The sequence below is a fragment of the Kallipyga massiliensis ph2 genome (genome assembly GCF_000311985.1).
Lineage (GTDB): Bacteria > Bacillota > Clostridia > Tissierellales > Peptoniphilaceae > Kallipyga > Kallipyga massiliensis.
Genome location: NZ_HE978586.1, coordinates 167032 through 191471 on the forward strand (window position 1 = coordinate 167032; position 24440 = coordinate 191471).

The 24440-nt window shown below is 53.3% G+C and carries 17 protein-coding genes and 1 riboswitch; of the genes, 5 read left to right on the forward strand and 12 right to left on the reverse strand.

Annotated features, from left to right (window positions below; genetic code table 11):
* Positions 1 to 9: 9 nt before the first annotated feature.
* Positions 10 to 1581 (reverse strand): ABC transporter permease subunit, encoded by a 1572-nt coding sequence (locus HGKM_RS07495; RefSeq protein ID WP_019134727.1) that lies wholly within the window; start codon positions 1579 to 1581, stop codon positions 10 to 12.
* 79 nt (positions 1582 to 1660) lie between these two features.
* Positions 1661 to 1837: riboswitch (Lysine riboswitch) on the reverse strand.
* Between the two features lie 186 nt (positions 1838 to 2023).
* Here HGKM_RS07495 and HGKM_RS07500 point away from each other — a divergent pair.
* From HGKM_RS07500 to HGKM_RS07515, 4 genes are all read left to right on the forward strand, one after another.
* Positions 2024 to 3979, forward strand: a complete 1956-nt coding sequence (locus tag HGKM_RS07500; protein WP_034579984.1) for a fructose-bisphosphatase class III — start codon at positions 2024 to 2026, stop codon at positions 3977 to 3979.
* Between the two features lie 129 nt (positions 3980 to 4108).
* Positions 4109 to 4942, forward strand: a complete 834-nt coding sequence (locus HGKM_RS07505) for a Cof-type HAD-IIB family hydrolase (protein WP_019134729.1) — start codon at positions 4109 to 4111, stop codon at positions 4940 to 4942.
* 12 nt (positions 4943 to 4954) lie between these two features.
* On the forward strand, positions 4955 to 5947 hold the full coding sequence (gene galT / locus HGKM_RS07510; RefSeq protein ID WP_019134730.1) for a galactose-1-phosphate uridylyltransferase: 993 nt from the start codon (positions 4955 to 4957) through the stop codon (positions 5945 to 5947).
* A 9-nt stretch (positions 5948 to 5956) separates the two neighbouring features.
* Complete coding sequence (locus HGKM_RS07515) at positions 5957 to 7102, forward strand: CD0519/CD1768 family membrane protein (protein ID WP_019134731.1); 1146 nt, start codon at positions 5957 to 5959, stop codon at positions 7100 to 7102.
* Between the two features lie 151 nt (positions 7103 to 7253).
* Here the strand turns inward: HGKM_RS07515 and HGKM_RS07520 are convergent, their stop codons facing one another.
* Genes HGKM_RS07520 through HGKM_RS07535 form a run of 4 tightly spaced genes read right to left on the reverse strand, consistent with a single transcriptional unit; the run spans position 7254 to position 11616 of the window.
* On the reverse strand, positions 7254 to 8642 hold the full coding sequence (locus tag HGKM_RS07520) for a YfcC family protein (RefSeq protein WP_019134732.1): 1389 nt from the start codon (positions 8640 to 8642) through the stop codon (positions 7254 to 7256).
* A gap of 17 nt (positions 8643 to 8659) precedes the next feature.
* The gene (locus HGKM_RS07525) at positions 8660 to 10087 is read right to left on the reverse strand and encodes an amidohydrolase (RefSeq protein WP_019134733.1); all 1428 of its coding nucleotides are present in this window, start codon (positions 10085 to 10087) and stop codon (positions 8660 to 8662) included.
* Positions 10088 to 10096: 9 nt separating this feature from the next.
* On the reverse strand, positions 10097 to 11212 hold the full coding sequence (locus tag HGKM_RS07530) for an alanine racemase (RefSeq protein WP_019134734.1): 1116 nt from the start codon (positions 11210 to 11212) through the stop codon (positions 10097 to 10099).
* Between the two features lie 26 nt (positions 11213 to 11238).
* The gene (locus HGKM_RS07535) at positions 11239 to 11616 is read right to left on the reverse strand and encodes a RidA family protein (protein WP_019134735.1); all 378 of its coding nucleotides are present in this window, start codon (positions 11614 to 11616) and stop codon (positions 11239 to 11241) included.
* 217 nt (positions 11617 to 11833) lie between these two features.
* On the opposite strand from HGKM_RS07535, the gene HGKM_RS07540 reads away from it, so the two are divergent.
* Positions 11834 to 12466, forward strand: coding sequence for a helix-turn-helix transcriptional regulator (locus tag HGKM_RS07540; RefSeq protein WP_019134736.1), 633 nt, complete (start codon positions 11834 to 11836; stop codon positions 12464 to 12466).
* Between the two features lie 333 nt (positions 12467 to 12799).
* Here HGKM_RS07540 and HGKM_RS07545 read toward each other — a convergent pair whose 3' ends face one another.
* From HGKM_RS07545 to HGKM_RS07575, 7 genes are all read right to left on the reverse strand, one after another.
* Positions 12800 to 13393, reverse strand: coding sequence for a nucleoside deaminase (locus HGKM_RS07545; RefSeq protein WP_019134737.1), 594 nt, complete (start codon positions 13391 to 13393; stop codon positions 12800 to 12802).
* An 18-nt stretch (positions 13394 to 13411) separates the two neighbouring features.
* The gene (locus HGKM_RS07550) at positions 13412 to 14320 is read right to left on the reverse strand and encodes a zinc dependent phospholipase C family protein (protein ID WP_019134738.1); all 909 of its coding nucleotides are present in this window, start codon (positions 14318 to 14320) and stop codon (positions 13412 to 13414) included.
* 12 nt (positions 14321 to 14332) lie between these two features.
* A complete protein-coding gene (uvrA, locus tag HGKM_RS07555; protein ID WP_019134739.1) occupies positions 14333 to 17188 on the reverse strand; it encodes an excinuclease ABC subunit UvrA in 2856 nt (951 codons plus the stop codon).
* 45 nt (positions 17189 to 17233) lie between these two features.
* The gene (gene uvrB, locus HGKM_RS07560) at positions 17234 to 19234 is read right to left on the reverse strand and encodes an excinuclease ABC subunit UvrB (protein ID WP_019134740.1); all 2001 of its coding nucleotides are present in this window, start codon (positions 19232 to 19234) and stop codon (positions 17234 to 17236) included.
* Positions 19235 to 19253: 19 nt separating this feature from the next.
* A complete protein-coding gene (locus HGKM_RS07565) occupies positions 19254 to 20660 on the reverse strand; it encodes a S41 family peptidase (protein ID WP_019134741.1) in 1407 nt (468 codons plus the stop codon).
* A 166-nt stretch (positions 20661 to 20826) separates the two neighbouring features.
* Positions 20827 to 23712, reverse strand: a complete 2886-nt coding sequence (locus tag HGKM_RS07570; protein WP_019134742.1) for an ABC transporter permease — start codon at positions 23710 to 23712, stop codon at positions 20827 to 20829.
* Complete coding sequence (locus HGKM_RS07575; protein ID WP_019134743.1) at positions 23709 to 24398, reverse strand: ABC transporter ATP-binding protein; 690 nt, start codon at positions 24396 to 24398, stop codon at positions 23709 to 23711. The genes HGKM_RS07570 and HGKM_RS07575 overlap by 4 nt, the downstream gene beginning before the upstream one ends.
* Positions 24399 to 24440 lie beyond the last annotated feature (42 nt).

A 24440-nucleotide genomic window follows, 5' to 3' on the forward strand; every position in this document is an offset into this window, starting at 1 on the left:
GAAATCCTCCTAGGCGGTTACGGACTTAAGGCTGAAGCTGCGGTTATGGCGGGTAAAGATCTTCCGGAGGGCCCAGGAAAGGACCAGGGTTAGGAAGAGGTAGATGGCGCCGGCGATCAGGTAGGCTTCAAAGGTTTTGAGGGTGGCCCCGGCCACGCCCTTGGTGATGAAAAAGAGCTCGGTCACGGAAATGACGTTGAGAACCGAAGTGTCCTTGACGTTGACGATGAGCTCATTGCCGATGGAGGGCAGGATGGCCTTGATCGCCTGGGGAAAGATGACAGAGAAGAGGGTCTGGCTGTAGCTGAGGCCAAGGGCCTTGCCCGCCTCCCACTGGCCCTGGGGAACGGAGTCGATCCCCCCTCGTATGGTCTCCGACAGGTAGGCCCCCGTGTTGATGGAGACGATGAAGACGGCGGCAAAGCCCGCATTCATATCAATATCAAAGAACATCTTGGACCCATAGAAGATCAACATGGCCTGGACCATCATGGGGGTCCCCCGGAAAACCTCCACATAAAGGGTGAGGAGGGCCCGAACCAGGCCGACCAGGATCCGGTAGGGCCAGGGATCCCGGCGAGAAGTGGGCAGGGACCGGAGGGTTTGGACCAGAAGGCCGATCAGGAAGCCGAAAAAGGTGGAGAGGCTGGCGATGAGAAGGGTGATCCCTGTTCCGCGGAGGAAGGGGCCGGAGTAATTTTCCCAGAGGAAGGCCACGGTTGGGAAGAAGCCCTCTCCCCCCTCTTTTTCGGTGGACAGGAGGACGGCCTCGTCCATGGCCCGGTCACGGTCCTCCTGGCTGATCTCCTCCATGACCCGGTTGACCTCTTCCCGGAGGGGGGATCCCTTGGCCAGGCCGACGGCCACGGAGACGTCGTCCACATCGACATCGAATCCCTTGTCCTCTTCAAATTCCACAAAGGTCAGGTCGGGGTGGGCTACCATGGCCGACCGAGCACCCGGCCGTTCGGAAACATAGCCGTCAATTTTCTTGGCCTGGAGGGCGGTGATCATGGTGGGAAAGTCCTGCATGGCCGGCATCTTGTCCACTCCGGGGACCTGGTCCACCACCGTGTAGTGGAAGGTGGAGAGCTGGCCGGTGATCTTGGCCCCGCGAAAGTCCTCCAGGGACTTGGCCTCGGTATAAAGGCCATCCTTCCGGACCACCATAACCAGGTCCGATTGGTAGTAGGGGGCGGTAAAGTCAATTTCCTCTTTCCGCTCAGGCGTGGGGCTCATCCCGGCCAGGATGGCATCAATCTTGCCCGACTTGAGAGCAGGAGGGAGGCCGTCCCAGTCGATTTTGACGATAACCAGCTTCTTGCCCAAACGCCGGGCAATCTCCTTGGCCATCCAGACGTCATAGCCCTGGGCGTACTCCCCCGGACTGTTAGAAACCGGGACAGCCCCATGGTCATCCGTTGGCTCCGACCAGTTGAAGGGGGCATAGTTGACTTCCATACCGATGGTGAAGGTGTCCTCCTCCCCCACCGCTATGGCGGGCCGGTGGAAGGCTCCTACGAAAAGAAGGGCGAAGACCATGAGGCCGGACAGGATTGTCTTTTTGATCTGAGCGTTCATGCGAACCTCCTCTGCTGCCGCTCCCAGAGGCAATGAGAAAACAAAAAACGGAAAGGCTTGTGCCTTTCCGTGAATCTTTCCTCACAGTAGCACAACACCAACTTGAGCGAGGGTTGGTGACAGTCCGGACCTTATTCAAGTCCGTCCCAACACGACTCCGCGCCCGGAGCCGCATTTCGGCAAGGAAACCTTTTGGACCCTTCACCGGCTGCCGCCTCCCGGTCCTCCTCATTTTCCTTGCGCCTCTACTTGGATGTATGAATCGAAAGTACATATTCTTACCTGAAAAAGAATATTCTTTCGAATTTCTATCCACTATACGACACTATCCCCTGAATGTCAAATCCCACGCTTGTCTTTTTTACCGGACTGTATAATAATGAGGATGACTGAAAACGTTAACGGGGCCGGTTTTCGGGCTCGGAAAGACTGTGAGGTTGCCATGGTGAAATCACTGACGATCGATATGCTATCCAAGATGTTCCCCAATAAAATGGCGGCGGCCGGAGAGATTGTCCGCCTCCGGACCATCATGGGGATGCCTAAGGGGACGGAATACTTTTTCTCCGACGTGCATGGCGAGGATAAGGCCTTCCTCCACATGCTCCGGTCGGCCTCCGGAAACATCCGGCGGAAGATCCGGGACGTCTACCGGTCCCGCCTGTCGGAGGACCGGCAGAACGAATTGGCCTCCATTATCTATGACCCCCAAACCGCCCTGGCCAAGCGTCAGGACCTCCTCCAGGACTCCCGCTGGGTCCGGGATACCATCCTCCAGCTGGTGGAGGTGGCCCGCTTCATCGCCTCCAAATACCCCCGGGACCAAATCTCCTCCAAGATGCCCTGTAATTACCGAACCACCCTCCATGAACTCATGGAATCCAACGACGGCGAAATTGACCGACGGAACTACTATTACTCCATCATCTCCGGGATCCTGGATGAGGAGGTCCAGGAGGACTTCATCACGGAACTCTGCCTCATGATCCAGCGGATCTGCGTCAACCACATCCATGTGGTCGGGGACATCTTCGACCGGGGCCCCCGCCCCCACACCATCATGGAGGAGCTCATCCACTTCGGCAACCAGGTGGACATCCAATGGGGCAACCACGACGTGGTTTGGATGGGAGCTGCCCTGGGCAATGAGGTCTGCATGATGGCCGTCATGCGAAATGCCATCAAATACAATACCTTCGACTGCCTGGAGGACGGCTACGGGATCCACCTCCGGGTCCTGGATGACTTTGCCCGCCAGGTCTATGGGGATGACCCCTGCGAGATCTTCAAGCCGAAAATCTATGACGAGAATATCTACGACGTAGTGGATGAGCGCCAGGCTGCCCGGATGCACAAGGCCGTGGCCATCCTGGAATTCAAGCTGGAGGGCCAGCTCTATGAGCGCCACCCGGAATATGAGATGACCGACCGGATCGTCCTCAAGAAGGTGGACTGGGAGACCATGGAATATGTGTCCATCGACGGAAGCCGCTACAAGCTCACGGACACCAACTTCCCCACCATCGACCCCCAGGACCCCCTCAAGCTGACCGAGCAAGAGGAAGAGCTCCTTCGAAACATCAAGGCCTCCTTCCTTCACTCCGAACGCCTCCAACGCCACAACACCTTCCTCTTCACCCGGGGCTCCTCCTACCTGACCATGAACGGAAACCTCCTCTACCATGGTTGCCTGCCCATGACCGAGGACGGGGAATTTGACGGCATCACCATCGACGGGGAGTTCAAGTCCGGCAAGGCCCTCATGGACTACCTGGACTTCATCGTCACCCAGGCCTACTATGCCCCCGAGACCTCCCAGCGGAAGCGGGATGCGGTGGACTTCATGTGGTATCTCTGGTGCGGGCCCAAGTCGCCCATGTTCGGCAAGCGGAAGATGGCCACCTTCGAACGCTACTTCACCACCGATAAGAAAAACCATAAAGAAAAGATGAACCCCTACTTTGCCCTGTCCTCAGAAGAGGCCATCGCCAAAAAGATCCTCAAGGAGTTCGACCTGGACCCCGACAAGGGCCATATCATCAATGGCCACGTCCCGGTCATCAAGGAAAAGGGACAGAGCCCCATGCGGGCCAATGGCCGCCTCTTCGTCATCGACGGAGGCATCGCCAAGTCCTACCAAAAGCAGACGGGGATCGCGGGCTACACCCTGATCTACAACTCTCACCACATCGCCCTGGCCGAACACGTGGACTACAATGCCCTGACGGATGAGCTGGAAACCTACGCCCCCAACGTCCGGACCGTGGATCGCTATGACCGCCGGGTCCTCATCTCCGATACGGACCTGGGCAAAGAATACCAGGTTAAAATCACGGCCCTCCGCCAGCTTATCAATGCCTATACGGCCGGCCTTCTGAAGGAGGAAGTCGTCCTCTAATTGCCCAAAAAAGTCCAAAACCATTTCTTCTTCCCGCCCCTTTTGGGTAAAGGTAGGGGGAATGGTTTTTTGTGTCCCTATTGATAAAGTTAAAGCGTCCCCCCGGCGCATGAGAAAGTGAGGATCTCTTTGGATTATTCGAAGATTCGCTATTTTGTTTTTGATATCGATGGCACCCTGGTGACCGAAGAAAAAAAGATCAGCCCGGCTACTAAGCAAGCTGTCATCCGGCTTTTGGACAAGGGCTACCGGGTCTCCATCGCTTCGGGTCGTCGGGTGGGCGGCTTCCGCCGCTATGCCAGGGAACTGGGCTTTGTCGACGATGCCACCTTAATCGGGATGAATGGTGGCCAGATCGAGACCATGGGCGGGACGCCCATCTATGAGGCCCCTCTTCAAAACAAGGAAGTCCTGGCCGACTATGTGGACTTTTGGCTGGACTATCCCGTCATCCTGGTTTACTATTTCGCCGACCACCTGGTTAGCCTGAACCTCCAGGACGATGAGGTGGGGAAGAACTTCCTTCACACCCTCCTGGAAAGGGCCGAGGTGGCTTCGGTTGACTCCGCCAAGGACCCCCGTGAGATCGAGGGACTCCCCCTCAAGGTCCTCACCTACGGGGAACCGGCCCTGATTCAAAAGGCCATCAAGAACCTACCAGATCGCTTTTCCGAAACCTACACCCAGGTCCTGTCTGAACCCATTTTCTTTGAAATTATGAGGAAGGGAACCTCCAAAGGAAATGGGGTCCAAAAGGCGGCGGAGGCCCTGGGCCTGTCCATGGACCAGGTCATGACCTTCGGTGACCAGAACAATGACCTCTCCATGATCCGCCAGGCCGGCATCGGGGTGGCCATGGGCAATGCCTGCCAAGAGCTCAAGGAAGCGGCGGATGTGGTCATCGGGACCAACGATGAAGACGGGATCGCCTACTTCCTGGATGAAGCCGGCTTTTTAAACTAGAAAGGACCTACCATGAGTGAATTTCGCTACAACCCTCTTTTAGACGACTGGACGATCGTTAACGGAAACCGGCAAAAACGACCGGATCGCCCCAAGGACTACTGTGCCTTCTGTCCGGGTTCCGGCAAGGTCCCCGACCACTATCGGGTCCTCAAGTATGACAATGACTGGCCCTCCATGTCCACCCAGCCGGCTGAGCCCGACCCGGTGGCTAACGAGTTTTTCAAAACGGCCCCCTCCTACGGCAAGTGCGAGGTGATTCTTTACTCCCCGGACCATGAGGCTTCCCTCCACGATCTTCCCATGGACCACCTCATGGAACTGGTGGCCCTCTGGATTGACCGCTTCCGGGACCTCTCTTCTGACCCCAAGATCAAGTACGTCCTGGCCTTCGAGAACCGGGGCAAGGAGGTCGGAACCACCCAAATCCACCCCCATGGCCAGATCTACGCCTTCGGCTTCCTCCCCCTCCGGATCCGCCTGGAGCTGGACCAATCCAAGGCCTACTTTGAGGAACACGGCCAGGGCCTCCTCTCCAAGCTCCGGGATGAAGAAGTTAAGTTCGGCAAGCGGGTCATCTTCCAGAATGACCACTTCGTCGTCTTCCTCCCCTTCTATACGGATTGGCCCTATGGGGTCTACATCCTTCCCAAGGATGATAAGCTAACTTCCTTCGATGATTTCGACAAAGAAACCTCCGAGGCCTTTGCTCTCACCCTCAAGGAAGTCCAGGGCATGTACGACACCCTCTTCAACAAGCCCTTCCCCTACATGATGGGGATCTACCAAAAGCCCCTCCATACGGAGGACTATGCGGATGCGGACAAGTACTACCCCTTCCACCTCAAGTTCTTCCCCCCTCTCCGCGGAGAAAACTCCATTAAGTGGAACGCTTCGTCCGAAACCTGCGCCTGGGCCAAGACCAATCCCCGGATTGTGGAAGAAACAGCCGAGGAACTCCGGCAGGCCCTGGAGAAATATCGCTTGATTGATCAATCATTATAGGAGGATCTTGTGGAAGGGGAACATCGCCTAAAGAAGATTGTCGGCTGGGAGAGCATCCTTTTTCTCCTCTGCTTCTTTGGTTTTTTTATCGGAATAGGGAGCGTCATGGGGGCAACGAATATGCTCATGACCCTCATGAACACGGCCTATGACAGCCTCATGAATACCTGCTTTTACATCATGGCCATCTCGGTCCTGGCCGGGGCAGTGTCGGGTCTCTTCTCTGAGTTCGGCCTGATTGCCCTGGTCAATAAGGTCCTCTCCTTGATCATGGGTCCCATCTATGACCTGCCGGGGGCAGCCTCCCTGGGCGTGATGAATTGCTATCTCTCGGATAACCCGGCCATCTTGACCCTGGCTACGGAGGAGAACTTCATCCGCTATTTCAAGGACTACCAAAAGCCCGCCCTGACCAACCTAGGGACGGCCTTCGGCATGGGCTTGATCACCACGACAACCATGATGGCCCTGCCGGTGGATGGGGCCATGAAGGCCGCCCTGGTCGGAAACCTGGGGGCCGCCGTGGGAAGCGTGGTCAGCGTCCGCCTCATGTTGAGGGCCTCCAAGAAGAAATATGGCGAACAGAGTGGGCCCGGGATGGACATGAAGGATAGCCTCCCCACCACCATGCGGATCGTCCGGCCGGGGAGCGTGGGCCAGCGCTTCATCGAAGCCCTCCTGGACGGGGGCCGTCGGGGGGTGGACATGGGGGTGGCCATCATCCCGGGAGTCCTGGGCATCTGCACCATCGTCCTCCTCCTGACCAATGGGCCGGGAGCCGGGGGCGTCTATACCGGTGCAGCCGGTGAGGGGGTCCCCCTTCTCCCCTGGTTGGGAGAGAAGCTGGCCTTCCTTCTCCGCCCCATCTTTGGCTTCTCCTCCTCCCAGGCCATCGCTGTCCCCATGACCGCCCTGGGGTCCAGCGGAGCCGCCATCGGCGTCGTCAAAACCATGGCCCAGGTCGGCCAGGTGACCGGCAATGATATCGCCGTCTTCACCGCCATCTGCATGTGCTGGTCGGGCTACCTCTCCACCCACGTCGCCATGATGGAAGCCCTGGGCTGCAAGGACCTGACCGGGCGGTCCATCCTCAGCCATACCATCGGCGGCCTCTGCGCAGGCATCGCCGCCCACCTCATTTTTATGGTCTTATAATTTTCTGCAAAATATAAGGCTAGGTTGATCTATTCATGATCAACCTAGCCTTTCTTTGTTTAAGCCACCTCTGATTAATTCTATTAATGACTATAAACCGTAGATTACACTACATACTAGTATGATTAAGATGTAGATGAGTAAATTTGGCTTAATATCCTATGCTTTGAGCAATCATCAACAAGATACATCCGACCAAAGTCCATATAAGGAATAATTTGATCACATACTTGAACCAACGGCTAAATGGGATACCTGCAATCCCAATAAAGCCCATTGTAGCCGCCGCATGAGGTAAAACATTATTACAGAAACCATCACCAAAGTTAAAAGCCAGAACAGCTGTTTGTCTAGATACTCCAACAATATCAGCGACGGGAACAAAAATCGGCATTGTGACAGCAGCCTGCCCACTCCCGGAAGTCACAAAGAAGTTAATAATAATATGCATAATAAGCATGACTGGAGCTTGTAAAATTTTGGGGAATACACCGAGTAGGTTAGATAAGGCATATACCACGGTATCCATCACGTTACCTTTGGTAAGAATTACAGAGATAACGTAGGCAAACCCAATCATAATGCTTGTACTGGCCATGCCCTTAACTCCATCGATAAAGCTATTACAAATGTCTTTTACTTTCATCCGTGAAGCAATACCGCAGGCAAGTCCCATATACATAAAGATGGTCGCCGTAAGCTCATTTGTTAGTTCTCTTTGAACTGCTAAATAAGTCATGATCGATAAGCCAGCTAAAAAAACAACGATCATAGGAATATGTTTTTTTTGAAGAGGTTCAATGTCTTCTTTCATCTCAATCTTATTCTCTAATTCCACCCCGTAAAGAAGACCGTTTTTTTCATCAACTTTACATTTATTCGCATATCTTAAAATATAAATGATCGTAACAATAAGAAACGGTATCATGCAAATCAATCGATAACCCATTCCTGAAAACATAGGAAGTTCCGCGATAATTTGCGCAGTACCTGTGTTAGAGATGTTCATTGCTCCGCAAGAAAATCCAACAGCTCCACCTAACATTATTATTGAGATACCTACAATGGCATCAAGTCCTAGGGATGATGCAATAAGCACTCCCATCGGAGCGAAAGGAATAAAGAAATTCAAATTTACCGGAATGCAAAGTAATGCAAATAATGTAGTCACCAGGGATATAACTACCCATTCTTTGCCTCTAGCCTTTTTACCTATTGTGGTGGCCACTGATTGGAACATACCCGTCTTTAGAATGATCCCCATGCCACCACCAGCGCATAGCAAAACAAAAATAACAGACTTAGCTTTATTTAATCCTTCAAAAACAAGACCAATAACCCACAATGGATTTACAGGACTAGACTCAATGTAATGAAAAGTTGCGGGGTCAACAATTGTTTGTCCCGATTCTAAAGTAATCCTTTCATATTCTCCCGCTGGGATAATATATGTCAGTATCGCAGCCAATATCATCATAATAAAGATAATGACTAAAGAATGAGGCATGTCAAATTTAGTTTTCTTTTTTGTGTTTTCCATGCAATTACTCCTTAACACTAAATATTTTTATCAACTGAATAGGGAAATTCTTCATCTTCTGGGATTGATGCTAAATATTCGGATTCTTCTCTTCTCTGGTTAAACTCATTCTTAATCTCTTGGACAATTAAAGGAGATTTAATAAGTTCTAATCCTGCCACAGAGAGAACCTCACCCACTTTTGCAATGGCCTTATGTGCTAGATTGCATTTCCCTTGAGCCACAAGTTGCCATGAGTGTAACTTCGTGCCCTGTGCAAAACATGCAGCTTGAATATGAGCTAAGGGAACAATCTGACTTACATCTCCAGTATCTGAAGAGGCTGTTTTACCATGCTTCTTTATGTTTCTCGGATATAGGGAATCAATTATAGGCGAATCCCTTAATTTTTCACTTAGCTCCTTACCTCCTGTGAAACATTCTTGTAAATACAACATATCCATCTTTTTTTCATGATCTGTAAATGTTTGTCTTATCTCCTTAGCAAAAGAAATATCCTCATCATCAACTTCAAGAACTCCTAATTTGGAATACACATCATAAAGTAATTCATTTAACCGGCTATTCTCTAGAAGGTTAGAGCATCCCTTGATGAAACGTATCTCACATTCAGTTTCTGTCATCACAGCAGCAGCTTTTGCAATTTTATCGATACGATCCACTACTAAATTAACGTCTTGAATAGTATCCCCGCGTACCTGATAAACACACTCCGCGTGATCTTGGACTACATTAACAGCTTCTCCTCCGCCATCAGTTACGGCATAATGGAACATAGCGTTCTTAGGCAACTCTTCCCGATAAAACTGTGTACCTATATTCATCAGTTCTACTGCATTTAGAGCATTTCTTCCATCACCTGGAGCTTGTGCTGCATGAGATGATTTACCTGTAAAAATATATTGCTTCTGTACAGAAGCTAATGCCCAACAAGGCATAACCATATTGGCATTTCCAGGGTGCCAAGTTAAGGCAATATCTAGATCTCGAAAGGCACCCGCTTTAACCATCCATGCTTTTGCTGAAATTCCTTCTTCTGCTGGGCAACCATAAAATACGATTTTTCCCTTAAGATTCTCTTTTTCAAGTTTTCTTTTGCTCAAAATGGCAGCTAAAATACAAGCTGTGCCCAGTAAATTATGACCGCAACCGTGGCCAGGTCCCTCATTATTAATTGGTTTCTTAATCGAACATTTAGATTCCTGACTTAACCTAGGTAAAGCATCAAATTCGCCCAAATAACCGATTGTTGGTTCACCAACTCCATATTCGGCGCGAAAAGCGGTTGGAAACCCATAAATTCCACGTTCAATGCGGAATCCCTCTTCCTCAAGGAAATCGCTAAGCAATTTTGAGGCCAGTTTTTCTTGTAAATGGATTTCAGGATTATCCCATAATCTATCACTTAGTTCAAAAACCTTTTCATAGAGAGTATTATCTATCATAACTAACCTCTATTTGGACTTTCCTCGACAGGAAACAGGTATCTCTTCAAGAACCTTTCCTCCCTCAACCAGATAAACAGAATCATAGAGATTTACTGTCGGGCAAACATGACTAGGTATAATCTCTATTTTGTCTCCTATTTCTACCTCATTAAATAATTCCGAGTTTTCAAAAATCCCATGCTCATCGAACAATGAAACGACAGAAATGTTTTCTGCTCCTTTGACAACACCAAATCCATTTGTAGAACAGATCCCAGTTGGTCTGTTTTGTGAAACCAGAGCCTTTGCTCCAGCATCAATTACAACTCTATTTTTCTCAGGTTTGGAGATCACTGAAGCAAGTACTGTAGCAGCACAATGATTAAAATTACCGATAGCTTTTGACTGTCCAACGTCAAAAAAAATGTAAGTTCCAATACGTAGCTCGGTTACACCTTCAAAATATTCCCCATTCAAAACTGAGGGTGTGGCACCTATACTTACCGTATCTATATCAACACCCATACCACGAATTATTTCCGCTGCACGTACCGTTCTTTGATAAGCAACTTTGGCTTTCTCACAACAATCCTTAAGATTATCAGCTTTATAGGTATGTCCCTCATGTGAAAAAATTCCTTTTAAAACCACATGCTTGGAGTTTTGGATAGCTGATACTAATTCAATAAGCTGTTCATCATTCACTATTCCTGTTCGTACTTCTCCAACTTCATACTCAATTAAAACTTCTAAAGGCTTTGTTTCCTCGGCAAAAACTTCTTCCATTTGCTCTAGAGCAACCAGGTTATCAATACCAATTCGAATATGTATCTTTCGATGAAGATCTCTGAGTCTGATATATTTATCTATTCCTATAACTTCATTGGCAATAAAAATATCCTTTATTCCGTTTTCAGACATCACTTCAGCTTCACCGATTTTTGCACAAGCTATCCCACAAGCACCAGCATCTAACTGGAGTTTTGCAAAATATGGCATGCGATGAGTCTTAATATGTGGACGCAATTTCAGGCCCAGGCTATCTGCTCGTTTTTGTATCATAGTAATGTTTGATAGTGCTCTTTCATTATCTATGAGCATGCATGGTGTAGACAGAAAATCATATGGTGATTGAACTGGCATATAAGATCCTTTCTTTGTTTCACAAATCAGATTTCTGCGATCGCTTCAATCTCAACAAGTAGATTAAAATGTATAGCAGGTACACAAACAATCGTTCGCGCAGGTTTTTTCTCGTCGAAAAAATCTGAATATGCTTTATTAACATCTTCCCAATAGTCCATATCACTTACATAGGCCGTCGTCCTTAAAATATCTTTCCTACTACCATTCTTTTCCTTTAAAACACTCTCAATATTTTCCAATGCCATTAAAGTTTGTTCATAAACACCCCCTTCACACTTTTCGCGGGTTATCGGGTTAATTGGAAGCTGACCAGATACATAAACTGTAGCTTTGGAATCCACTATCCCTGCAGAATAATGAGCACCCACTTTCTTTGAATTTTTAATTGTTAATTCCTCCATTGATACCTCCAATTCTTATATAAAATTTTATATCTATTTAGATCCTATCTCTATAAAGAGCCATAGTCAATAGTTTTTTATAAGAATATATAATTTTTTAATGATCTTCGTTTATAAATTCGTTGTATCTATTATCCGAATTCTGTTATATAGTGAGTAGAATAGATATAATAAGAAGTAAATCGATCCCTTTATTTCATAACCTAACGGAGAGAATATGAATTCTATTATCGAGAGTTATTTCCCTGTAGCAGACATGATTGCAGAAACCTTTGGAAAAAATTGTGAAGCGGTTGTTCATGACTTAACACATCCTGATAGTTCTGTAGTTTATGTTGCCAATGGTCATGTTACCAATCGAAGACCCGGCCAATCTTTTGATCACCTGGTACGCCAGGTTTTACTTAACAAAAATTTTCAAAATGACCGAACATGCAACTATGTATTTGAATTGGATGACGGGAGAAAAATTAAATCATCCTCTGTATTAATACGTGATGAAAAAAAAGATGTAGTAGGAATGCTATGTGTTAACTATGATATAACACAGCTCCTATCAACTGAAAAATACATAGAAAATTTTCTATGCATTAAGCAAGATCAAAGTGATTATCCAAGTGATGTAGAACAAGATGTAATGACTGTAATCGATGATTTGATTATGAATATTGTTGGTCCGAGAGATATCAAAAATCAGTCACGTAAAAAAAATGTAGAAATCGTAAAATTCATGGATGAAAAAGGTATCTTTTTAGTAAAAGGTGCCATTGATAAGGTAGCTGATTTGATGGGCGTTTCGACAGTCACTATTTATAGCTATTTGGATGAAGCAAAGGGAAAACGAGGATAAATCAAGTTTTCCTTTCACGTAATTAGTTAATAAAGTCTGAAGTACTTTCCTGTTTTCCCCTATAGTGGTGGTTTTGCATTTTTAGCGAAACCACCACTATATTTTTTGCGGCTAAGTTGTGGTGGTTTCACGTTTTCGCAAAATCAACACTATTATTGGGTGCTAAAAATAGTGGTGGTTAGGCCAATTTCCTCAAACCAACACTACTTAAGAAGCAAAACAGTAGTGGTGGTTAGGCCGATTTCCTCAAACCACCACTACGGCAGAGGGAAAAGGCCAGATAAAGGTCCAAAAAAACTGTGGCTTATCCCAACAGGGTCAGCCACAGTTTTTTTATTTGCTCCTCCGTCCCCGAAAAAAAGCCTGGAGGAGATCCCGATTTTCCTCTTCCAGGACCCCGCCCTTGACGGAGTAGGTGTGGAGGGACCGGCCCAGGTCAGGGACCATGGCAGCGGACCCCAGCCCGCCCCTTTCCGGGTCATGGGCCCCGAAGACCACCCGGCCGATCCGGGCATGGACCAGGGCGGCGGCACACATGAGACAGGGCTCCAAGGTGACGTAGAGGGTGAAGTCCTGGAGATAGCGGCCCTCCCTTTTTGAAGCCTCATGAAGCAAGACCAGCTCGGCATGGGCCAGGCCGGAGGCATCTTCCTCTACCCGGTTGCCGGCCCGGTAGAGGGTAGCCCCCCGGCGGACCAGGACGGCTCCGACCGGGACCTCACCCCGAGCTTGGGCCTTCCGGGCTTCTGCCATGGCCTCCCTCATATGGAAGAGATCCAAAAAATCTGAGGGAAAGACCTGGCAGGATTTGGGCTTCTTCCTCCCCTTGAAACCCCGCATCCGGCTTTTCAAGCGGAATCGCTCTTGATAGGTCGAAAAAGCCAGCGGGATAGTCACCCTATTTTCCTTTCGCTTCTGATCCATCATCTTCCCCCCTCTCCCAGGTCAATGAGGATGACCCGGTCCCTGCGACCCTAGGCCCCTGGCCTCCTCCTGGCTGGGTTGATAGTTTCTTTCCTCCTCCAGGGAAAGGACCGGGATGGACCGGTAATTTTCGGAAGGACCGAAGGTCCGTTGGAAGTAGTCCGACAGGGGCCGCCCCTCCAAAAGATAGGCCTCCAGGAGGGGGACCAATTCCCCATAGCGGTCCAGAGCCAGTGCCCGAAGCTTGTCCAGGCGGAGGTTGGAGTCCGCGCAAGCCGGATCCTCCTCCCGGTCCACAAAGAGGTCCTTGAGGGCCGACTTGGGCGAGACCATGCCCAAGAAGCCCCGGACCAACTTCCGGCGACCCGGCCCGGAGGTGGAGAAAACCCGGAGGATCTTGGCCTGGCCCTCCATGCAGGAGTAGATCTCATCCGGCGGTAGGCCATAAATGACCCCAATGGTCCGGGCATCCTCCCGGTTGGGGTCAATCAGGTAGGCCCTGGGATAGGTGGATGGATCCTCCACCCCATTCTTCCGCATCAAATAGCCATCATATTGGGATTCGATGAGGTTGTGGGAGACGGCGGAGACCTCCTCCTTGCGTTCTATATAGGGATGGCAGGTGGAATCCAGGGTAAAGTGGGAGAGCATGGCAAAGGCATAGATCATGATCTCCTCTTCCTTGCGGGGGTGTTTCTCCAGGGCCCGGCGGAATTTTTCGAACATTTTCATAGCGGGCTGGTCATGGATTTTTCCGCCCAGTTTATTCTGGATGATCTTGGACCAGGGCTTGGCGTAGAAAAGGAGGTCGGGGCCCTGGACGCCGAAATTGTATAAGGAGGGCCGGCGGTCAATAGACCGGATCCATTCGCTGGGCAGCTTGGTCAGGCAATCCTGGCCAAACTGAAAGTGGGCATAGGTTGTGGGCATGGCATATCCTTTCTACTTTTTATTCCCCAGGGTCCGGTCCCGGTCCAGGACCGGGGCCAGGAATTTTCCGGTATAGGAGGAGGGGTCACGGGCTACCTCTTCAGGGGTCCCCTCAGTCACAATCTCTCCGCCCCGGGCTCCGCCTTCGGGTCCCAGGTCCACGATATAGTCCGCATACTTAATGACATCCAAATTGTGTTCAATGACCACGATGGAATTGCCCTGGTCGATCAGGCGGTCAAAGACCTTGACCAACTTGTCGATGTCGTGGACATGGAGGCCGGTTGTGGGCTCATCCAGGATATAAATGGTCCTTCCCGTTGAGACCTTGCCCAGTTCGGCGGCCAGCTTGACCCGCTGGGCCTCCCCGCCGGAAAGCTCAGGCGAAGGCTGGCCCACCTTGAGATAGCCTAAACCCACATCCACCAGGGTTTGGAGCTTGCGTTGAATCCCGGCGTGGTTCTTGAAGAAGTCCAGGGCCTCTTCGATAGTCATCTCCAAGACATCGGCGATGGTCTTCCCCCGGTAGCGGACCTGGAGGGTCTCCCGGTTGTAGCGGGCGCCATGGCAGACTTCGCAGGGGACGTAGACGTCGGGGAGGAAATGCATCTCCACCTTGATGGTCCCATCCCCCTTGCAGGCTTCGCACCGCCCTCCTTTTACATTAAAGGAGAACCGGCCCTTGTCATAGCCCCGCATCTTGGCATCATTCGAAGAAGCGAAGACGTCACGGATGAGGTCGAAGACCTTGGTGTAGGTGGCCGGGTTGGACCGAGGCGTCCGGCCGATAGGCGACTGGTCGATCTCAATGACCTTGTCCAGCTGGTCCAGTCCCTCGATCCCCTTGTATTTTCCGGGCCGGATGTGGGCCTTGTTGAGGCGGTTGGCCAGGACCTTGTAGAGGATGCCTTCGACGAAGGAGGACTTTCCCGACCCGGAAACTCCGGTGATGGCGGTCAGGACCCCCAGGGGGATCTTTACGTCGATTCCCTTGAGGTTGTTCTCCCGGCAGCCCTTGACCTTAAGCCAGCCGGAAGGCGTTCGCCGCTCCTCCGGGACGGGGATGAACTTCCGGTGGGCCAGGTAGTCTCCGGTGATGGAGCCCGGGGTTTGGATGATCTTGTCGAAGGGGCCCTGGGCCACAATCTGCCCACCCAGGAGGCCGGCCCCCGGACCCACGTCCACGATCCAGTCGGCCGCCCGCATGGTGTCCTCATCGTGTTCCACGATGATCAGGGTGTTGCCCAGGTCGGTCAGGTTCCGGAGGGCAGCCAGGAGGCGGTTGTTGTCCCGCTGGTGGAGGCCGATGGAGGGTTCATCCAAAACATAGACCACCCCGACCAGGCCGGCCCCGATCTGGGTGGCCAAGCGGATCCGCTGGGACTCCCCGCCCGACAGGGTGGCGGCATAGCGGTCCAGGGTCAGGTAGTCCAGGCCCACGTCGATGAGGAACTTGAGCCGAGCCCGGACCTCCTTGAGGATGGGGGCTGCGATGATGGCCTCGCTCTCGGAGAAGGTCAGTTTTTCCGTCCAGTCATAGGCTTCCTGGATGGACATCCGGTTGAATTCGGCGATATTCTTATCAGCGATATGGACCGAGAGGGCCTCAGGCCGGAGGCGGTCCCCATGGCAAGTCTCGCAGGTGTTCTCCGCCATAAAGTCCCGGATCCTCTTCTGGGTCCCCTCCCCCCCGGACTTGAAGCGGCGGGTCAGGTTGGGGATGGTCCCCTCCCAGCTGTCTCTGTAGGTCTTTTGGCCGGAGAAATGGGAGTTGAAGGAGAAGGTAACGATCCGGTCGGACCCCCAAAGAAGGGCATCCATCACCTCATCAGGTGCCTGGCCGATGGGCTGGTCTAGAGGCCAATCGTAGGCTTGGGCCACGGCCCGGATCATCTCATAATAGAAGGTCCCCTTGCCCGAGGTCGCATAGGGGGCCACGGCCCCTTCTTCGATGGAAAGGTCGGGGTTGGGGATGCAGAGCTGGGCATCCACCTGGGCATGGAAGCCCAGACCCGAACAATCGGGGCAGGCCCCCAAGGGGGAGTTGAAGGAAAGGAGGCGGGGCTCGATTTCCTCCAGGGTCATGTGGCCCTCAGGGCAGGCCAACTTGGAGGAGTAGGTGTGGGAATCCACCACTTCCTTGTCGGGGCCCAGCTGGTCCACAATGACCGTCCCCCCGGATTCAGCCAGGGCTGTCTCCACGGAGGAGGTCAGGCGGGAGGCGATCCCCTCCCGGACGATGAGGCGGTCCACGACGATGGAAATGTCGTGGCGGAGGTTCTTCTCCAGTTCGATGTCTTCGATGAGGTCACGCATGACCCCATCCACCAGGACCCGGGAGAAGCCTCGCTTTTGGAGGTTGGACAGGGCGTTTTTATGCATCCCTTTCTTCCCCCGGATGACCGGGGAGAGGACCAGGATCCGGGTCCGGTCGGGCAGGGCCAGGATGGAATCCACAATCTCATCCACCGACATGGCCTCAATGGGGGCCCCACAGGCCGGGCAGAAGGCATGGCCCGCCTTGGCGAAGAGGAGGCGGAGGTAGTCGTTGATTTCCGTCACCGTGGAGACCGTGGACCGGGGGTTCCGGTTGGTGGTCTTCTGGTCGATGGAGATGGCCGGGGACAGACCCTCGACCAAGTCCACGTCCGGCTTGTCCATCTGGCCCAGGAACATCCGGGCATAGGAAGAGAGGGACTCGACATAGCGCCGCTGTCCCTCCGCATAGATGGTATCAAAAGCCAGGGAGGACTTGCCTGAACCGGAAAGTCCCGTCATCACAATCATCTTATTTCTGGGCAGGGTCAGGTCCACGTCCTTGAGGTTGTTGACCTTGGCCCCCTTAATCACGATGTTTTCTAGGCTCATATGTCTCCTTCGTCTCTATTTCAAGGCCGGCTTGACCCGGCCGAATCAGTCTATCTTATAGTCCTGCTTCATCTTCCGAATGGTGTCACGGATGGTGGCTGCCCGCTCGAAGTCCAGTTCCTCGGCTGCCTTCCGCATCTCCAGGTCCATGTTGAGGAGGAGTTCCTTGATGTCCTGGACCGAGAAGGTCTCCTTGTCCTGGAACTTGTCCTCCCCATCGCCCAGGTAGGTTCCCACCTCTTCTGCAGCAACAGCGGTGGAGAGGAGGTCGTGGACGGTCTTCTGGACCGACCGGGGGGTGATGTGGTGTTCCTTGTTATAGGCCTCCTGGATGGACCGGCGGCGGGAGGTTTCATCGATGGCCACCTGCATAGACCGGGTGATTTGGTCCCCATAGAGGATGACCTTTCCCCTTTCGTTTCGGGCAGCCCGGCCGATGGTCTGGATCAGGGAGGTTTCCGACCGGAGGAAGCCCTCCTTGTCGGCATCCAGGATGCAAATCAGGGAAACTTCCGGAATATCCAAGCCCTCACGGAGGAGGTTGATCCCCACCAGGACATCGTACTTCTTCAACCGGAGGTCCCGGATGATCTCCATCCGCTCCATGGTGGCAATGTCCGAGTGCATGTAGGTGACCTTGATCCCTGCCTCTTCCAGATAATTGGTCAGGTCTTCCGCCATCTTTTTGGTCAGGGTGGTGACCAGGGTCCGGTCTCCTTGGTCAGTCGTCTTCCGGATCTCAGCCATGAGGTCATCGATCTGGTGCTTGGTCGGTCGGACCTCCACCAGGGGGTCCAGGAGGCCGGTGGGCCGGATGACCTGGTCGACAATCTGGGTGGAATGCTCATTTTCGTAGGGGCCGGGGGTAGCCGACATGAAGACGGCCTGGTCGACCAGGGCCTCCCACTCCTCGAATTTCAAGGGCCGGTTGTCCAGGGCTGAAGGCAGGCGGAAGCCGAAGTCGATGAGGTTTTGCTTCCGGGAAATATCTCCATTGATCATCCCCCGGAGCTGGGGTAGGGTGGCGTGGGACTCATCGATGACCATGAGGAAGTCCTCCGGGAAATAGTCGATCAGGGTGTAGGGACGGGAGCCCGGGGCCCGGCCGGAAATATGGCGGGAGTAATTTTCAATCCCCGAGCAATAGCCGATCTCCTTCATCATCTCCAGGTCATAGAGGGTCCTCTGCTCCAGGCGCTGGGCCTCAACCAGCTTGGACTGGGACCGGAGTTCTTCCAGCCGGTCCTCCAATTCCTCTTCGATGGTGACCACGGCCCTTTCCATCTTCTTGTGGGTGGTGGCAAAGTGGGAGGCCGGATAGATCATGACGTAGTTTCGGGCTTCCAGGATTTCCCCGGTCAGGTCGTCGAATTCCAGGATCCGATCGATCTCGTCCCCAAAGAATTCCACCCGGATTGCATTTTCCGAAGTGGAGGCCGGGAAAATATCCAGGGTATCCCCCTTGAGGCGGAAGGTCCCCCGTTGGAAGTCGATGTCGTTGCGGACAAACTGGATGTCCACCAGGCGCATGAGGACTTCTTCAATAGGGATGATCTGGCCGGTCCGAAGGGAGAGGGTGAGCTTGAGGTAGTCCTCCGGGTCACCCAGACCATAGATACAGGAAACCGAAGCCACCACGATGACGTCCTTCCGCTGGAAGAGCTGGGTGGTGGCTGAGTGGCGGAGGCGGTCAATCTCGTCGTTGATGGAGGCATCCTTGGCGATATAAGTATCGGTCGCCGCCACATAGGCCTCGGGCTGGTAGTAATCATAGTAGGAGACAAAGAATTCCACAGCATTGTCGGGGAAGAATTCCTTGAATTCGGCGGCCAGCTGGGAGGCCAGAGTCTTATTATGGGCGATGACCAGGGTGGGTTTTTGGACCCGCTCGATGATATTGGCCATGGTGAAGGTCTTCCCCGACCCGGTCACCCCCCGAAGGGTCTGGTAGTGGTCCCCCCGTTGAATGCCCTCGACCAGGCGGTCGATAGCCTGGGGCTGGTCGCCCGTGGGTTTGTATGGGGAATGAATCTTAAATGGAGGCAAGGTCGATCCTTCCTAAATCTTACTCTGCACTAGAACTTTCTTGGGGTTTCTCTTCCGGTTGGGAGGAAGCTGGCTTTTGACCGGACTCCGCCGCCGATGAGGATTGGCCCTCTTCCGAAGAAGCCGGTTCTGAAGAGGCCTCTTCCCCGGTCCGGGGGAGGAAGGGCTTGAGGTCAAAGGATTTGGCCTTGGCCGGGTCCACCCGGTCGCCGGTCAGGGTCTTGACCAGGGCAATCGCTGCCCGGAGCTGGTTATCTTGATCCATAAAGTCCGGACCGATCCCCTTGGCCTCCTCATTGAGGTCCAGTTCGAGGTCCGGTCCAATCCCCACCTCATGGATGTGGGTCCCATTGGGGGTCAGGTATTCAGCCATGGTCAGCTTGAAGCCGCCGCCTTTCCCTCCGCCCAGGGGGTAGAGGCGCTGGACGATCCCCTTGCCGAAGGTGGTCTTGCCCAAGACCAGAGCCCTCTGATTGTCCTTGAGGGCGCCGGTCATGATTTCCGAGGCAGAAGCAGATCCCTCGTTAACAAGGACCACCATGGGTATGGCGATGTGCTCCTTATCCGAGGTCGCTACATCTTCCTTCTTTTGCTTGTCCACGGTGGTGACAATTTTTCCTTCGCCCAGGACATTGTCGGCCATTTTGATGACCATATCCAAGAGACCGCCGGGGTTGTTCCGGAGGTCCAAAACCAGACGTTCCGCCCCCTGGTCCATGAGAGAGCGGAGGGCCTGATCGAACTCATCCGCCGTCGTTTCATTAAATTGAGTGACCTGGACGTAGCCCACTTGGTCGTCCAAAAGTTTGGCATTGACCGTTTTGACGTTGATTTCCGCCCGGGTCAAGGTCTTGTCTTCGCTCTTCAGGACCCCGGTCCCTTCCCGGCGGATGGTGACGGTGACCTGGGTCCCGGGAGTTCCCCTCATGGCCTTCGTCGCCTCATTGAGCTCGCTGCCCAAGTAGGTGACCCCGTCCACAGCCAGGATCTTATCCCCGGACCGGATGCCCGCCCGGGCCGCCGGGGTCCCTTCGATGGGGGAAACGACCGTGATGAGGTTGTCCTCCCCCGCCGTCACCACCAAACCGATGCCGGCAAAGGAGCCCGAGGTGTCCTCCATGAGGGCATCGTACTCTTCCTTGGTGTAGTATTCCGAATAGGGGTCGCCCAGGCCGGCAAAGAGACCCTTATAGATGCCGGTTTCCAGGTCCTCATCCTTATAATCAAAGATGTAGTCCCTTTTGATGATCTTCCTGTAGTTTTCGACGTTCTTCATGATCCTTTCCATCTCCTGGCTCTGGGGATCTCCACCGACAATGCTGGCCAGGGGGTTATCCAGGCTGGAATTGGCTCCCAGGAAGTAACCGCCCAGGGAGAAGCCCACCAGAAGGATGATGAGCAAAAGAACTTTACCGATTTTTTTCATGGTTATGTCTCCTTATATGGCTTGAAAAAGTGCCGTGACTTTGTCATATTCGCATCTTTAATATTATACCATGCCAAACCCGCTTATTTCGGTCCATGAAAAAATCCCTCCGCCCCTGAAAGGGAATGGAGGGATCTTCTGTTCACTTTTCTGCTTCCGGGGTCTGTCAGAAGGTCTCCCCCTTGATCCAGGCCATTGGGTGGTCCAAATCCAGCTTCCGCTTGGCATAGGCGATGGTGATGAAGACCACGACCACCACCGTCCCCACGGCAATGGCCAGGGAGGTCCAAGGAATGTAGTAGTTAACAATTTCCGCATGGTCCTTCATGACCTTGGCCATGGCAAAACAGGCCAGTAGGGAGAGGGGGATGGCCACAAGGAGGGCCTTGAACCCGTAGTAGGCCCCCTCCACGACCAGCATCCGGTTGAGCTGGCGGTCGTCCATGCCCACGGTCTTGAGGATGGCGAAGTCCCGCCGGCGGAGGATCATATTGGTGGAGATGGCATTGAACATATTGGCGATGACGATCAGGCTGATGAAGGTGATAAAGAGGGTGGCAAAGACGCCGACCATGGTGACCATCCGGCGCATGAGGTCCGTATTATCCCGAACATCAACAATGGTGTGTCTTTGGCTATCCCCATCGGAAAGCCGCTTGACTTCCTCCATGACCTTTTCGTGGCTATTTCCCTGGTCGGTGACCGAGATAGCCCCACGGAAGTCCCGGTATTCCAGGTCCTCTTCCGGGAAGACTTCCCTAACCCTGGACAGGGGGAAGTAGAGGCAAGCCTGACCGGCCCCGCCGCCCAAGGGGGCCCGGTCTGTCATGGCCCCCAGGGTCACCGGTTTGGCGGACTCCACCTGGTCCGGGCTCTTTACCAGGTCCTCCTTTGTCGTGGTATTTCCCCCTTCAAGATCTGGAATATAGGTATAGACCAGGTTCCCCTTCTGATCTTTCCCTAAGATGGCCTCAACATAGCCCTCCTGGTGAGACAGAGAAAGAATGGAAAGGCTAAGATTCTTTTCCTCCTTCAGGTAGGGGGTTTCTTCGGACCGGACCCCTCCAGATTTCAGGAATTGATGGGTGGTCTTCCGGTTCAGGAGGACCCCACGGACCTTTCCACCCTCAAAATAGGCGTTGGGGTCCTGGCCCAGGGACTGGACATAGGTCCGGAAGTAGGCATCATCCAGGAAGGCCAGACTGACTCTTTCTCTCAGGTCTTCTCCCCGGTCCCACTGGGTCAGGAAAACTTCCGTATCCGTGTCAACCTGGCTCCCCTCCGTGGCCTGTCTCTTCCTGGCGGCCACCAGCTTGTCATCGTGGACCCCTTTAGGAAAAAGAGCATAGGCTTCGGTATGGAAGGCAAGGTTGGACCGATCGACACCGGGAATGGCCCGGATTTTTTTCAGGAGACCTTCTTGGTGAGCCAGGCTCCCATTTTCACTCTCTTCCGACTCCCCTTTCCCTTGGACCATGAGACCCGGGGCAACATCCCAAAAATGGTAGGAGATGTCGGCTTGGTTATCGCCCAAGGAGGCCCGGTTCATGGTCGATTGGACCTGACCGATAAAGGCAGAGGATGTCACAAAGAGGATGACGGAAAGGGCCAGGGAAAAGACGGTCGCCCGTTGGTGACCCTTCTCCCGCTTCTGGTTCTTAACCGCCAAGCCGCCTTCCGGACCGAAAAGCTTGGTCCAAAATCCGGAGGCCTTGACTTGCCGGGCCCTGAGTTTAACATCCTTTTCCATCCGCAGGGCCTGGATAGGAGTCATCCTCATGGCCCGGCGGGCGGGGAGGAAGGCGGAGATGAGGGTGGTCAGGATGCAGAGGAGGGCCGCCAGGAGGAGGGGGGCTAAGCTGATGACCGGTTCAATTTGGATGGTCCGGCCCGGGAGGACATAAGCAAGGTCCGGAACCATGGACCGGGCAAAATCGAAGGCCAGGAAGAGGCCCAGGTAGCCCAAAACTGCCCCGAGGAGGACCGCCGGCAGGCTGACAATGAGCCCCTCATAGAGGATGGACATGAGAATTTGCCGGTTGGTGGCCCCGATGGACCGGAGCATGCCGTACTGGCGGGTCCGCTCCATGACGGAGATGGAGAAGGCGTTGTAGATCAGGCTGATGGTGGCCAGGGCGATGATGACGATGAGGATGGTTGCCAGGGTCCAAATGGCCCGGGCCAAGGGCGAGGAGGTCACGCTTCCCTGGGTTTGGAGGAGGAATTCATGGAAGGTGATGAACTTCAAGTTCCCGGGCAGGTTCTTGTCCACCTGGTCCCAACCCTGGCCGGTATCCATGGCCTGGCCAATTAGTTTCTCCCGGTCCTGGTAGTCCCTGATGCCCCGGGCCCGGTCTTCAAAGGTGAAAAGAACCATCGAGGGCCCCTCCGCCTTTCCCCGGGTCAGGGCCGTATAGGCCGGCATAGATACCGGTTCCAGGTCAAAGGAGAGACGTTGGTAGGTCCCCACTACCGTAAAGGTCATGGGCCGGGTTTGGACGAGTTTTTCATGGTCCGGACGATAATCAAGAGCTTCTCGGGCCATATCGTTAATGGCCAACTGGCCATCGACTTCTCTTTTCCCCACGTCCAGGTGGAGGGTCTGGCCCAAGTCAAAGGTCACCCCTCCATTGGTCTTGAGGTGGTCGGGAAGGAGGATCTCCCCCTCCTTTTCCGGCATCCGCCCGCTGGTGAGGTTGATGGCGGCCAAATTCGGGGCTTCTTTGTCAATGGAATAGATCTGGAGGTAGGGCTTGTATTCATTGGTCGACCCGATGTCGGCAAAGCCCACCTCTTTCCAGACGGAGACCTTCCCCTGGTTAGGGACCTTTCGGGCTTCTTCCACTTCCTGGTCAGTCAAATTGTGCCAGTAGCCGTGGTAGGCACCTTCGCTTTCCACAGTGACCCGTTCAAAAAATTTCTGTCCGGAGTGGCCGCCCAGGGTGACTGCCGTCAGCATGATCATGGAGACGGTGATGCCCAGGATGGTGACCAGGGTCCGGGTCCCGTTCTTCTTCAGGCTCCGCCGGGTGAAGGCAAATAAGGCGTTCATTGTCTCCCCCTTACCTGTTCATCCCGGATGATGAGGCCATCTTCAATGGAGAGGATCCGGTCGGCCTGGAGGGCAATGGACTCATCGTGGGTGATGACCAAAAGGGTCTGCTTGAAGGTCCGGTTGTAATATTTCAGGAGTTCGATGATGGCCTGGGAGTTCTTGGAATCCAGGTTCCCGGTCGGCTCATCGGCCAAAACAATGGAAGGGGCATTCATGAGGGCCCGACCGATGGAGGCCCGTTGCTGCTGTCCTCCGGAGAGCTGGTTGGGGAGAGCGGCCCGGCAGTTTTCCAGACCCAGGGTTTGGATCAGGTCTTCCAGGCGGTCCCGGTTGATGGCCCTCCCGTCCAGGGTGACCGGGAGGGTCATGTTCTCTTCCACGGTCAGGACAGGGATGAGGTTGTAGAACTGGTAAACCAGGCCCACCTCCCGCCGGCGGAAGATGGCCAGGTTTTTATCATTTTGTTGGTAGACGTCTTGGCCGTTGACAAAGACCTTCCCGTCGGTCGGCCGGTCCACCCCGCCGATGGCATGGAGGAGGGTGGACTTCCCGGAGCCCGATGGGCCAATGATAGCCACAAACTCCCCCTTGTTGACGGAAAAAGAGACCCCGGCCAGGGCCTTGACCAAGTGGGGCTCCTTCCCATAGGTCTTGGTCAGGTTCTCAACGCGCAATACTTCCATAAATTTCCTCCTTTATGCGGAAATGATCTTCTGTGATTGTCG

What these genes read in the sequence shown, in the direction of transcription:
- HGKM_RS07495 (WP_019134727.1), bottom strand. Translation starts at nt 1,581, where the DNA reads ATGAACGCTCAGATCAAAAAGACAATCCTGTCCGGCCTCATGGTCTTC.
- HGKM_RS07500 (WP_034579984.1), top strand. Translation starts at nt 2,024, where the DNA reads ATGGTGAAATCACTGACGATCGATATGCTATCCAAGATGTTCCCCAAT.
- galT (WP_019134730.1), top strand. Translation starts at nt 4,955, where the DNA reads ATGAGTGAATTTCGCTACAACCCTCTTTTAGACGACTGGACGATCGTT.
- HGKM_RS07520 (WP_019134732.1), bottom strand. Translation starts at nt 8,642, where the DNA reads ATGGAAAACACAAAAAAGAAAACTAAATTTGACATGCCTCATTCTTTA.
- HGKM_RS07525 (WP_019134733.1), bottom strand. Translation starts at nt 10,087, where the DNA reads ATGATAGATAATACTCTCTATGAAAAGGTTTTTGAACTAAGTGATAGA.
- HGKM_RS07530 (WP_019134734.1), bottom strand. Translation starts at nt 11,212, where the DNA reads ATGCCAGTTCAATCACCATATGATTTTCTGTCTACACCATGCATGCTC.
- HGKM_RS07535 (WP_019134735.1), bottom strand. Translation starts at nt 11,616, where the DNA reads ATGGAGGAATTAACAATTAAAAATTCAAAGAAAGTGGGTGCTCATTAT.
- HGKM_RS07540 (WP_019134736.1), top strand. Translation starts at nt 11,834, where the DNA reads ATGAATTCTATTATCGAGAGTTATTTCCCTGTAGCAGACATGATTGCA.
- HGKM_RS07545 (WP_019134737.1), bottom strand. Translation starts at nt 13,393, where the DNA reads ATGATGGATCAGAAGCGAAAGGAAAATAGGGTGACTATCCCGCTGGCT.
- HGKM_RS07550 (WP_019134738.1), bottom strand. Translation starts at nt 14,320, where the DNA reads ATGCCCACAACCTATGCCCACTTTCAGTTTGGCCAGGATTGCCTGACC.
- uvrA (WP_019134739.1), bottom strand. Translation starts at nt 17,188, where the DNA reads ATGAGCCTAGAAAACATCGTGATTAAGGGGGCCAAGGTCAACAACCTC.
- HGKM_RS07565 (WP_019134741.1), bottom strand. Translation starts at nt 20,660, where the DNA reads ATGAAAAAAATCGGTAAAGTTCTTTTGCTCATCATCCTTCTGGTGGGC.
- HGKM_RS07570 (WP_019134742.1), bottom strand. Translation starts at nt 23,712, where the DNA reads ATGAACGCCTTATTTGCCTTCACCCGGCGGAGCCTGAAGAAGAACGGG.
- HGKM_RS07575 (WP_019134743.1), bottom strand. Translation starts at nt 24,398, where the DNA reads ATGGAAGTATTGCGCGTTGAGAACCTGACCAAGACCTATGGGAAGGAG.